General features: G+C 44.0%; 12 protein-coding genes and 1 pseudogene. 8 read left to right on the top strand and 5 right to left on the bottom strand.

All coding sequences use genetic code 11. The annotated features are described in order from the left end of the window. A pseudogene (locus PX482_RS02530) lies at positions 1 to 199 on the top strand (hypothetical protein); the annotation flags it as partial. Between the two features lie 26 nt (positions 200 to 225). On the opposite strand, the gene mtnA reads toward PX482_RS02530, so the two are convergent. Then, positions 226 to 1305, bottom strand: coding sequence for an S-methyl-5-thioribose-1-phosphate isomerase (gene mtnA, locus PX482_RS02525; RefSeq protein ID WP_002763807.1), 1080 nt, complete (start codon positions 1303 to 1305; stop codon positions 226 to 228). Between the two features lie 220 nt (positions 1306 to 1525). On the opposite strand from mtnA, the gene PX482_RS02520 reads away from it, so the two are divergent. From PX482_RS02520 to prmC, 3 genes are all read left to right on the top strand, one after another. After that, the gene (locus PX482_RS02520) at positions 1526 to 1960 is read left to right on the top strand and encodes a hypothetical protein (RefSeq protein WP_052277912.1); all 435 of its coding nucleotides are present in this window, start codon (positions 1526 to 1528) and stop codon (positions 1958 to 1960) included. Between the two features lie 387 nt (positions 1961 to 2347). After that, complete coding sequence (locus PX482_RS02515) at positions 2348 to 3148, top strand: Tic22 family protein (protein WP_288026277.1); 801 nt, start codon at positions 2348 to 2350, stop codon at positions 3146 to 3148. Positions 3149 to 3153: 5 nt separating this feature from the next. Then, positions 3154 to 4038, top strand: coding sequence for a peptide chain release factor N(5)-glutamine methyltransferase (prmC, locus tag PX482_RS02510; protein WP_288026275.1), 885 nt, complete (start codon positions 3154 to 3156; stop codon positions 4036 to 4038). On the opposite strand, the gene PX482_RS02505 is transcribed toward prmC, so the two are convergent. The 4 genes from PX482_RS02505 to PX482_RS02490 all read right to left on the bottom strand — a co-directional run bounded on the left by PX482_RS02505 (position 4035) and on the right by PX482_RS02490 (position 7001). Next, positions 4035 to 4571, bottom strand: coding sequence for a hypothetical protein (locus PX482_RS02505; protein WP_052277909.1), 537 nt, complete (start codon positions 4569 to 4571; stop codon positions 4035 to 4037). The genes prmC and PX482_RS02505 overlap by 4 nt on opposite strands. Further along, positions 4535 to 5236: an orotidine-5'-phosphate decarboxylase gene (gene pyrF / locus PX482_RS02500; protein ID WP_002763813.1), complete on the bottom strand. Its 702-nt coding sequence runs from the start codon at positions 5234 to 5236 to the stop codon at positions 4535 to 4537. The genes PX482_RS02505 and pyrF overlap by 37 nt, the downstream gene beginning before the upstream one ends. Before the next feature lie 96 nt (positions 5237 to 5332). Continuing rightward, the gene (locus PX482_RS02495) at positions 5333 to 5797 is read right to left on the bottom strand and encodes an MEKHLA domain-containing protein (protein WP_002763815.1); all 465 of its coding nucleotides are present in this window, start codon (positions 5795 to 5797) and stop codon (positions 5333 to 5335) included. A gap of 22 nt (positions 5798 to 5819) precedes the next feature. Further along, positions 5820 to 7001 (bottom strand): M20 family metallopeptidase, encoded by a 1182-nt coding sequence (locus PX482_RS02490; RefSeq protein ID WP_002763816.1) that lies wholly within the window; start codon positions 6999 to 7001, stop codon positions 5820 to 5822. A gap of 227 nt (positions 7002 to 7228) precedes the next feature. Between PX482_RS02490 and queF the strand changes: the two genes are divergently transcribed. From queF to PX482_RS02470, 4 genes are all read left to right on the top strand, one after another. Further along, positions 7229 to 7624: a preQ(1) synthase gene (gene queF / locus PX482_RS02485; protein ID WP_002740916.1), complete on the top strand. Its 396-nt coding sequence runs from the start codon at positions 7229 to 7231 to the stop codon at positions 7622 to 7624. A gap of 686 nt (positions 7625 to 8310) precedes the next feature. Beyond that, positions 8311 to 8724, top strand: coding sequence for a Het-E N-terminal domain-containing protein (locus tag PX482_RS02480; protein ID WP_043999548.1), 414 nt, complete (start codon positions 8311 to 8313; stop codon positions 8722 to 8724). 26 nt (positions 8725 to 8750) lie between these two features. Further along, entirely contained in the window at positions 8751 to 9113 is a 363-nt protein-coding gene (locus PX482_RS02475; RefSeq protein WP_002763821.1) for a coiled-coil domain-containing protein, read from the top strand. A 65-nt stretch (positions 9114 to 9178) separates the two neighbouring features. Continuing rightward, positions 9179 to 11298, top strand: a 2120-nt coding sequence (locus PX482_RS02470) for a WD40 repeat domain-containing protein (protein ID WP_288122029.1), incomplete at its 3' end; no start/stop codon positions are given.

The following is an 11298-nucleotide window of genomic DNA, read 5'->3' as shown; positions in this document are numbered from 1 at the left end:
GGGACTTAGACATTTTCGTTCAAAAAAGGATACATTTGGAGACTCATTGGGACTTAGGCATTTTCGTCCAAAAAAGGATACATTTGGAGACTCATTAGGATTATTAAGCAAGGAGGCAAAATTATTTGTAGGATGGGTTAGCGGTAGCGTAACCCATGCCGGCGTTGGGTTTCATGCTTCAACCCAACCTACGTTCTAATTTTAGTGAGTATCTTGTCGAAAAATCTAGCGGGGGCATTCATCCGACATTTTAGGTAAAAAAATTAATTCAGCCGGTGTTACCGCTCCTTTTTCCGTGATGATAGCGGTGATTAAAGCGGCGGGAGTAACATCGAAAGCGGGGTTATAAAAGTTAACATCTCTAGGGCAAAGGGTAGTTGTCCCCACCTGATAAATTTCGGCACGATCGCGCTGTTCGATCGGTATCCCCGTACCATCCTTAAGGGAAAAATCCACCGTCGATAGCGGCGCGGCCACATAAAAAGGCAGATTATGAGCTTTTGCCACCACCGCAAGGGAATAGGTGCCGATTTTGTTAGCCGTGTCCCCATTGGCCGCAATGCGATCGGCCCCAACGATCACCGCATCGATCAGTTTTTGCTGCATACAGTGGGCCGCCATGCTATCGGTGATCACGGTGACGGGAATTCCCTCCCGCAGACATTCCCAGGCGGTTAATTTTGCCCCTTGCAGCCGCGGCCGGGTTTCGTCTGCATACACTTGTATTAATCTCCCTGCTGTCCAAGCGGAACGAATTACCCCTAAAGCAGTACCATAACCGGCCGTGGCTAGGGAACCAGTATTACAGTGGGTTAAAATTGTCAGTTTTTCCGGTTGCTCCGGCAGCGCCAATAAACCATGGTGACCGATCGCCCGACAGGTTTCCACGTCTTCTTTTTGGATATTTTGGGCAGTTTCAAGGAGATTTTTGGTAATTACTGCCACTTCTGGGCCACTTTCCCTGGCCACTTTTAACATTCGCTCGATCGCCCAGAATAAATTCACCGCCGTCGGCCGGGTTTGGGCTAATCGATCGGCTATTCTAGTTAAATCAGCCAGAAATTGCTCTTTCTGGTCGGTGGTAATTTCCTGCGCTCCTAAAACCATACCGTATGCAGCCGCCACCCCGATGGCCGGAGCGCCGCGGACAATCATCGTTTCGATCGCCCGGGCCATGGCTTCACTGCTGGTGATCTCAACTTCCCCATACTCCATGGGTAAACGGGTTTGATCGATCAGCCAGACTTTATTATCTTGCCAACGCACGGGATAGATTGAGTTACTCTCGCAAGTGGTTGTGGTCATAAACATTTTTAGATTGAGAATTAGCTAAATTTACCACTATAGCAGCGGCCTTTCTCCACGGCTGATCAGCAGTAAAAACTATTTTGTGTTTTTTTGTAAAAAGTAATTTTAAATACAGAAACTTTTTTTAGAATGTATAGATAAGTGACTAGGAAAAATTTAAGAATACTTTCTCACCTAGCCCGACCTTTTATACTAACCGATTAAGAGGATAATTACCGTGAAAACAGCGAAATATCCCGAAAAAATTGCCGCTCTCTGGACAACATTCCTCTTGGGAACTCTATTTCACACCCAACTGGGTTTAATGCCGCTTTTCCATGGTCAATCGATCGTCGAGAGTCATCAAACCAGCAATCTCGATCCGATTTTCTGGGGAATGTTGCTCTTTTTTTTGCTGCCAATGTTAGCGATTATCGGGGTCAATTTTAGCGAAAGTCGCTCCTTGAGAAAGGCCCATTTCTGGCTGACAATTCTCTATTCTGTCTTGAATTTAGCCCATCTGATCGCCGATCTTCTGGTCAGACCGATCGCCTGGTATCAAATCGCTCTCATGGCAATTTTATTGATCATCGGACTGATTTTAAATCTAGTTTCCTATCAATGGCTGCGGTTAGCGATCGCCCATCCGCGCGATTTCTCGGAAAGTCATTAGCAGTGCCAAGATCAAGGGGTAGCCAGTTGACTAACTGATTCAGACAAGAGGATGCCTTTTGATCTCAAGTTGGTGCTTATGAAAGCAAAAGCAAGCTTAAACCGTAGCTAAAGCGATTTTTTTGAAAATGTAGCTTAAAAAATCCAATTAATCCCTATTATTCCCCAGATCAGCCCATAAATTGCCCCTATTTCCTGGCCGCCGCTGCGACCACATCTCACCAAATATGGAGCTTTTTAGCTATGATGGTTCAGAAGCAAGCCAATAAAGGGAACTTTCGGGGCTGGTTATTCATCAAAAAACTCCTGATCGGAGGAGTCAAATAGACTATATAGTTCAGATTAACGGCAAATATTGGTTAATAGTAATAACGAGGTAATTATTTTGATGAAATCTCTCATTCGTTGGACAGCAACTCTTGGTTTAGTGGGAACGACAATGTTGACTTCGCTGCTGGGCAGCTATTCTAAAGCACTCGCTTTACCGGAAGAACAAATCGTCAGAACCTTGCAGTCTGTACCTGTCTTCGCTATTGCCGACGATCAAGGAGTTCCCCTAATTGCCGTGGGAGAAAAAGAACAGAAATTCACGGGAGTTTTTATCAGTCAACAGGACGCACAAAACTTTTTTGAAAGACTGAAAAAAGAGAATCCTGAAGTTGCCAGCAAAGTTAAAGTTCAGGCTGTTTCTTTGGCACAGGTCTATAAAATGCAAACCAGTCAAACCGATCAAAATCGTTTAATTATCGATTTTGTTCCCAAAGAGTCGGAAGTAGAATCAGCGAAAAAATTGCTCAGTGAAAGAGGTCAACAATATCAAGGTGGTGTACCTTTATTTGTGCCGAAAGCGGGAAAAGAGAGTAGTTTTCTGGTGATCAATCGCAATAATCAGGATTTTATTCCTTTCTTCTTTGAAAAGGCCGCCGCTTTGCAAATGGTAGAACAATATAAAAAAGCTAATCCCGCAGAAGCGACCACGGTGAAAATTGATGTTATTCCCTTAGAAAGTGTCATCGCTACCCTACAACAAAGTAACGATGAAGCTTTAACTAAAATTCTCCTCTATCCTAGCCAAGAAACGATTGATTTTATTCGGGCAAATAGCAACCAAAAGGCTCCCAACCAACCCCCGGCAAATCAGCCACGCCCTAATAATAATACCAATAATCCCCCCGCCCCCAATCGTTAAGCCTTGTGTCTGCGAGTATTTCCGGTCAAGAATTAAGTCAATGGCGACAACAGGCGATCGCCGATTTAGAGCAAGCGCAACTATCTCCGAAAGAAGTGGATATCTTTCTGCAAGCAGTGACAGATTTAGATACTCTTTCCCTGCGCTTACAATCCTTTCGCGAACGAGAAAAAATCCCCTTGAGTTATTCTTGGTCGGAAATTACTAAACGCTGGCAAAAACGCCTGCAATCAAGGGTTCCTTTACAGTATTTGCTCGAATCGGTGGTCTGGCGTAATTTTACCCTCAAAGTCTCCCCAGAAGTCTTAATTCCTCGTCCCGAAACCGAGTTATTAATCGATATTGTTGGAGAAACCGTCAGAGGAGACGACGGGGGAATCTGGGTAGATCTGGGAACCGGTAGCGGCGCGATCGCTATTGGTTTAGCCAGTATCTTGACAAAAGCAGAAATATATGCTATTGATTACAGTCAAACGGCTTTAGCGATCGCCAAAGAAAATATCATCAAGACGGGTTTTGCCGACAGAATTATCTTAAAACAGGGTTCTTGGTGGACCCCCCTAGAGAAGTGGCAAGGACAGATTAGCGGTATGCTGTCCAATCCTCCCTATATTCCCAGTGCAGAAATCCTTGACTTACAAATTGAAGTGCGGGAACATGAACCCCGTTTGGCCCTCGATGGAGGTGAAGACGGATTGACCGCGCTGCGCTATCTAGTGGCCACTGCTCCCGATTATCTGCGATCGGGAGGCCTTTGGCTAGTGGAAATGAGAGCCGGTCAAGGGGAAAAAGTAGCGCAAATGCTGGAAAATCAGGGCAATTATCGACAAATTCAGATTATTAACGACCTAGCAGGTTTCGATCGCTTCGTGTTGGCCGAGCGAATTTAGCGCAATGCAGCCGCTTCGCAGTCCCGCAGCCAGAGACGCACCGCTTGGCCGATGGTGCCTTGACTGGTTTCTAGGGGAGGTAAGGGGACTTGAGCGGGTTCAAGGGCAGCTAATTGACTGTAAACCGTCACTAATCGCCATCCTTCCCCAGTTTTAGTTAAAAATAACCAGTGATAATTCTGGAGGCTGACAGAGCGATTTTTGCTATACTGACGCTCTAAAGTCGTAAAAAAAACCTGTTGAGTGTCATCGGCAATTTGACCAGAATATTGACTGGCAGTTAAAGGTAGGGGTGCAAATTCAGGACGACCGGCAATAATCACAAAAACCGGTGTAGATAATTTTTGGTCGATTTGGGAGCGGCTAATAACTCGATTAGCATAACTGGGTAAATCTGACAAGAGGCGATCGACTAAAAGATTTAAATCCTCCGGACAGCTAGAAAGAGGACGACTAACTGCTGGCAAGTTAATCCCGAACATAACCAGCAATACAGCTAAATGTCGGCTAATTCTTGACAAATTTTTGCCCATGCTACCTTTGGCTCCTCGGCACCAGTGATCGGTCGTCCAATTACTAGATAATCAGCCCCAGCTTTAAGCGCTTGGGCCGGAGTCATCACCCGACTTTGATCCCCTTTGCTTGACCAGGAGGGACGAACTCCGGGGCAAACTAAGAGAAAATCCTCTCCACAGACGCGCCGCAATTGCGCCACTTCTTGGGGAGAACAAACCGCCCCATCAATTCCTGATTCCTTGGCCAATAATGCCAGATTTAAGGCATATTCCGATAGTTCTAGGGGAATTTTGAGGTCGAGGGCTAATTCCCTGGCGTTAAGGCTGGTTAAAACGGTGATAGCGAGAAGTTTTGGCGGCGATAGCAGGTCAGAGATTGCCCCCTTAGCCGCCGTCAGTGCTTGCCGTCCGGCCGTAGCGTGCAGGGTGAGTAAATCCACTTGATAGCGACTAGCTGAACGACAGGCCCCGGCGACCGTATTGGGAATATCATGGAATTTGAGATCGAGAAAGCTCTTTTTTTGTCTTTCTTGCAGAATCCCTAGAATTTCTGCACCGCTACTGACAAATAATTCTAGTCCCACTTTCCAAAAATTGACTTCTGGCAGCAGATCGAGCAGTGCGATCGCTGATTCTAAATCCGGCACATCGAGAGGAACAATAATTCGGTCTGAGTTGGTCATATTGGGGCGATACAGTGGGGAAGTGGGGAAGTGGGGTGATGGGGGAGTGGGGGAGTGGGGAAGTGGGGACGGAGTTTCAAGGCAGTACAGCTTAAATCAGAGAAAAATCCAATCGGCAAAGGTGGCAGCCTGTCCGCAGTAAATGCCATCACGATCGATGATATTCCAAACGATCGCTTTTTCGATGCGAAATAGTTGACCGTTTTTCGTGATCCTTACCCCGTGATAATCGTTGATATAGCCCTGTTTTTTGACTAAATCTAGCATTTTTTGGCGTTCTTGGGCGGGTTCCTCCCCCTCTACCGTCGCTCGCGAAGGAGTTGTTAATAATTCTGGCCAAGTTAAACCCCAGAGATCGAGGGCACCGCGATTACCATAATTGAAGATCGGATTAGTTTGTGTACCGTGGGAAACTAGGACAAAAGGGGCATAAAAGAGCATTTTACTCTGTTCTTTGCCAGTACCGATCCGGGGTAAAAGCGATCGCCCGATTAATCGTTCATAATTATCCAGCAGCAATTCCGTCCAAGCTATAATAGCTAAATCTTCCCAAATTTCCATAAAATTATCTTGAAAAACCGGTTTAATCTTGCCGTTGCCAATATTTATAGGCCGCGTAGGCTAAAGTAATCACTCCCGTCAGAATTGCCGACTCATCCACTAAAAATTCCGGATGGTGAAGGGGGGGATTGAGGAGGTTAGTAGAACCCACTCCCAGACGGAACATTGTCCCCGGGGCCTGTTGCAAATAAAGGGAAAAATCCTCGGCCCCCATGGAGGGTTCCGAGAGAATTAAAACCCGATCCCGTCCCCAAGCTTCTAAACCAGCTTCTTCCACCAAACGGGTTAAAAATTGGTCATTTTGCACCGATGGCACACCCCGACGATATTTTACTTGACATTTAGCGTTATAGGTGCTACAGACATTCGTGACCAAACTCTCGATCCATTCCGGGAGATGGGCGTGGGTTTCTGGGTGCAGCGATCGCACGGTTCCCGCCATGCGTACCTGATCAGCGATGACGTTGGGGGCGCGACCACCGCTAATCTGCCCGATGGTGAGGACAATGGGACGCAAAGGGTTTTGAGTCCGACTAATTGCCTGTTGTAAAGTGGTGATTACTTGCGAGGCGATCCAGATAGCATCGATCGCCTCGTGGGGCCGGGCCCCGTGGCCGGATTCCCCTTGAATAAAAATCTCCAGATCGTCGGCAGCTGCAGTTAAGGCCCCGTAACGAACTCCGATCGATCGGGCCGGAATCGAGGGGAAAACGTGCAGCCCCAAAACGGCGCTGACATCCCGCATCACCCCCTCCCGGATCATCCAATTGGCCCCCTGGGCGATTTCCTCTGCTGGTTGAAAGAGAAAGCGTATTTTTCCCCCCAAAGGTTCCGAGAGACGGGAAAGCACCATCGCCACCCCTAAACCGACGGTAGCATGAACATCGTGACCGCAGGCGTGCATAATCCCCGGTTTGCGGGAAGCAAAGTCTAAATCGGTTCTTTCTTGGATCGGTAGGGCATCCATATCGGCGCGGATGGCTAAAATCCTTCGATCACTGCCTTTTCCCGCCAATTCTCCCTTAACTCCCGTTTTTCCCACCGCTTCCTGCACCGATAGACCACAGGAAGACAAAACCCCGGCAATATAGGCGGCCGTTTGATATTCTTGCCCACTTAACTCTGGATTCGCGTGAATGTGGCGGCGAATCTCCACTAATCGGGGTGCGAGACTCTCGGCTATGTTTTTAATCTCGGAGAGCATGAAACCAGTTTTACAGTATCTTTAGAGTTAATCATAGAGCATTTTTTACCTGAAAATTCGACTTGGCTGATTTTAAGTCTGCATTGTCTTCTCGGCATTCTTTCAACCCGGGACTAAGCTAATTTGTCAATAGGATGCAGGAGTTACTATTCATCTCTTGATTCGGTAACGCCTCTTGAGAGAATATTCCAGCTATGATAGGAAACATTGTCTAGTTAGGAAAAAACATGGTTCAGTCTTCCGAAAAAATTGAAGTTAAGTACGGGGAAAGAGAAATTGCCGAAGGAACATTAATTACTTTCCCCAATCCACGCCCTGGCAGAAATTACGATATTCAGATCACTCTGCCGGAATATACCTGTAAGTGTCCCTTTTCCGGTTATCCCGATTTTGCCACTATTTATCTTAGCTACGTTCCCGATCAAAAGGTGATGGAATTAAAGGCGATTAAACTTTATATTAATAGTTATCGCGATCGTTATATTTCCCACGAAGAAGCAATTAACCAAATTTTAGATGATTTGGTGGCCGCTTGCGAACCCTTGCAGATGAAAGTTAAGGGGGATTTTCATCCCAGAGGTAACGTCCATACCGTGGTGGAGGTGATGTATAAAAAAGAATAGCATAATTGTCTAGTTTGGGGATGGGGTTGCCTCCATCCCTTGCTGTTCTAGTTTTTGTTGTTCAAGTTTTTTGCTGTTCGAAGGTCTGTAGCCAGTCAACAGGAGAAGATGCTCAAGCAGGTTATATCGCTATCTTGTCCTTTGTCTGATAGGTTTTATACTAAATCCGTTGAGTATAGGCTTACATATCAGGACAGGCACTCATGCAAGAGGCAAGAGGCAAAAGGGAGAATAAATAATCAGTTTTTAATAACCTGGTTTAGTATTACTCATACTGAGTGTGCGCTTGATTGGGCGCATCTAGAGGACTGCTACTCCCAGTTTTGTCCAGATTTTCGGCTATCCCGTCGAAATCATTCCTCAGTGCGAACGATTTTTACCGAACAAGCAGGGCATCGATGACGGTGGGATTTACACCTTCTGTCGCTACCCTACGTCCAGCTTGCAGTGGTAGCCAACAACCCCAACGAGCAAGCCATCCGCGCCCAATACCTGCGCCATAATTGCGTCAGATACTTTGCTTTGATCTAATACCAATTCTCCAAAGTCTGACTACAGAAGTTTAATCCCCCTAAATCCCCCTTAAAAAGGGGAACTTAAAGGGGGATTTAAATTCGATGTGTAGTTTTCATTTAGAGAAATGGTATAAGATTGAGTCAGCAATATCTAATTTGGAGTCTCAGGCAATGGAAATAATTCTCGCTGCGTTGGCTGCTGGTGCGGCGGCTGCTGCTAAGGATACGGCAGGAACAGCCGTTAAGGATGCTTATGAGGGTTTAAAAGCGTTGATTAAGAAGAAATTTGCAGAAAAAGGGAAAACAGATGATAGTGATATCGTCGATAAACATGAGAAAAAACCAGATTCAGAGGGGGTAAAAACACTGCTCAAAGAAGAGTTACTTGAAGCAAAAATTGATAGAGATGCAGAGGTTATTAAGACAGCAGAAGAATTACTTAAGCAATTAAAACCTGAAGAATTTGCCGCAGGTAAGTATAATATTAATGTTGGTGATGATATTAAAGGAATGGTGGGAGATGGTACTTTGAAGGGAATTGCAGGAGATATTAGTGGTGTAAATATTAGTCAGAACATTAATTAGTTGAGGATTATTTAGGAGGGAAATTTATGTCAATTACTGTTGAGGTAGAACTTAAAGATTTTCTAATTCAAATCAATCAAAAGTTAGATAATCTTCAAAAAGATGTTACTGATATTAAGATTGAACTTAGTGAAGTTAAAGGTGAAATTAAGCGTCTGGAGGAAAAAATCGATGGTGTCGAGAAGCGTCTGGAGGAAAAAATTGATGGTGTCGAGAAGCGTCTGGAGGAAAAAATTGATGGTGTCGAGAAGCGTCTAGAGGGAAAAATTGATGGATTGGAAAAGCGCTTAGAGAATCAAGAGTTTGTCAGTCGAGGGATTTTAGTCGCTTTAATTGTAACGATTTTAGGCGGTTTGGCTAAATTGTTTGGTTTAGTAGGAAGTCCTTAAAGAGTGCTAATTCTAAAACTGCAATTTAAAGTTAACTTGAAAAGAATAATTTTGGGGTAGCAAAAATGACTGATAAAAGTTATTATTCAGAAATAGGTGGTGATGTTAAAGGTCTTATTGGTGATGGTGAATTTAAGGGAATTGCAGGTGATATTAGTGGCGGTGTAATCAATCAATATATTATCACCCAAAAGTCAGGAGTTGAGATTCAGGCTCAAACTTTAATTACGGGTTCACCTTATTTGGGTTTAAGGAAGTTTGAAGTAGATGATAAGGATAGGTTTTTTGGGCGAGATAATTGGATTGTTGAGTTAACCGATTATTTAAAGCAAAAGAATGTTTTATTGCTTTTAGGTGCGTCGGGAAGTGGTAAGTCTTCTCTCGTGCAAGCGGGTTTAATTCCTAAGTTAAAGGATAATTTTGGCGCAAATAGATTGGTTAATTTAACTTTTGTTCCTGATGTTAATCCCTTTGAGTCTTTTTATTGTCTTTTAAGGAATAGATATACACAATCCGAAGCACAATTAGCACAAGCTGTTAAGGAAGATACTTTAATTAAGGTGGTTGAAGGATTAAAAAATAATTCTGATTTATGGTTTATTTTTATTGACCAATTTGAGGAATTATTTACTCGTACACCGAAGACGGAAAGAGATATTTTCATTAAAAGTTTGATTAAATTAATTGAAAATAATAATAGTTTAGTTAAAATTGTGATGACGATGAGGGCGGATTTTTTAGATAAATTAAGTCCTTATCCCAGTTTAGGAAAAATCCATGATCAGTATAGCAAGATGTTAACGGATATGGATGAAAGTCAGTTAAGATTAGCTATTGCTGAACCGGCGGCGAGAAATGGGGTAATTTTTGAACAGGGATTAATTAATCAAATTATTGCCGATTTTTATGAACAGGCTGGCTCTTTACCTCTGTTACAATATACGTTAGATTTATTGTGGGAAAAAAATCATATTCAAGAGCGGGTTTTAAATATTAAGATTTATCAAGAGATTGGTGGGGTAACGGGTGCGCTAGAAAAACAAGCGGATAAAATTTATAGTAAATTTGATGAACAGCAACGGAAAGCAGCAGAGGAAATTTTTCTAGAGTTAATTAGTTTAGAAGGGGAAAAAGCGGTTAGCAGAAGGGCGGATAAATCGAGTTTTGAACAGGAGGAAATGCAAAAGGAGGTTCTCTATCAATTGATAGATAATCGTCTTTTGGTGAGTAAGGGAGAAGACGGGAAGGCGACGGTTGAGGTGGCGCATGAGGCGTTAATTCGTTCTTGGAAAGTGTTACAGGATTTAATTAGGGAAAAGGAGGAGATAATTGTTCTGAGAAGTCGTTTATATGCTGATGCAAAACAGTGGGATGATTTACAGAAGCAAGATGCAGTAAAAGCGAGTAGTGAGCTTTGGGGAGGTTCTAAGTTAGCTAAAATTGTTGAGTTTCAAAAGAATAATTCTCTGCCTAATTTAGATACTGTGGCGATAGAGTTTATTAAGGCGAGTATTAGTCAAGCAGAACGACAAAAAAATGAAAAAATTAGAACAGCGCGAAGGATTGCGGCGGTTTCTTTGGTGGCGGTGGTGATTAGTACGGGATTGGGTTGGATGGCTTGGAATAAGACAAAAGAAGCCGAATATAATCAAGCTGAGTCTCTTGGTAGATATTCCTTATCTCTATTGAATGAACATAAAAACTTGGAGGCTTTCGTTGAAGCGATTAAAGCGGGAAAAATTCTACAAAAGCAGCAGACGTACAACAAGGAGGTGACTAATGCCTTACAGGAACTTCTCAACCGCAAAAGTGAACGCAATCACTTAGAGGGGCATGATAGCGCTGTCACAAGCGTTAATTTTAGTCCCGACGGCAAGACTTTGGTGAGCGGTAGTGATGACAAGACTATCAAACTCTGGAATGTAGAAACAGGCCAAAAACTCCACACCCTCAAGGGGCATGATGGCACTGTCTATAGCGTTAATTTTAGTCCCGACGGCAAGACATTGGTAAGCGGTAGTGATGACGGGACTATCATACTCTGGGATGTAGAAACAGGCAAGGAAATCCGCACCCTCAAAGGGCATGATGGCTCTGTCTATAGCGTTAATTTTAGTCCTGACGGCAAGACTTTGGTAAGCGGTAGTGATGACGGGACTATCATACTCTGGGATGTAGAAACAGG

The sequence above is a fragment of the Microcystis sp. M53602_WE12 genome (assembly GCF_030065455.1).
Classification (GTDB): domain Bacteria; phylum Cyanobacteriota; class Cyanobacteriia; order Cyanobacteriales; family Microcystaceae; genus Microcystis; species Microcystis aeruginosa.
Note: the sequence above shows the minus strand (reverse complement) of the source record. Positions and strands in the feature narration are given on the sequence as shown.

Excerpts from the sequence above, each read along its gene's own strand:
- mtnA (WP_002763807.1), bottom strand. The coding sequence starts at position 1,305 with ATGACCACAACCACTTGCGAGAGTAACTCAATCTATCCCGTGCGTTGG.
- PX482_RS02515 (WP_288026277.1), top strand. The coding sequence starts at position 2,348 with ATGAAATCTCTCATTCGTTGGACAGCAACTCTTGGTTTAGTGGGAACG.
- PX482_RS02505 (WP_052277909.1), bottom strand. The coding sequence starts at position 4,571 with ATGGGCAAAAATTTGTCAAGAATTAGCCGACATTTAGCTGTATTGCTG.
- pyrF (WP_002763813.1), bottom strand. The coding sequence starts at position 5,236 with ATGACCAACTCAGACCGAATTATTGTTCCTCTCGATGTGCCGGATTTA.
- PX482_RS02495 (WP_002763815.1), bottom strand. The coding sequence starts at position 5,797 with ATGGAAATTTGGGAAGATTTAGCTATTATAGCTTGGACGGAATTGCTG.
- PX482_RS02490 (WP_002763816.1), bottom strand. The coding sequence starts at position 7,001 with ATGCTCTCCGAGATTAAAAACATAGCCGAGAGTCTCGCACCCCGATTA.
- queF (WP_002740916.1), top strand. The coding sequence starts at position 7,229 with ATGGTTCAGTCTTCCGAAAAAATTGAAGTTAAGTACGGGGAAAGAGAA.
- PX482_RS02480 (WP_043999548.1), top strand. The coding sequence starts at position 8,311 with ATGGAAATAATTCTCGCTGCGTTGGCTGCTGGTGCGGCGGCTGCTGCT.
- PX482_RS02475 (WP_002763821.1), top strand. The coding sequence starts at position 8,751 with ATGTCAATTACTGTTGAGGTAGAACTTAAAGATTTTCTAATTCAAATC.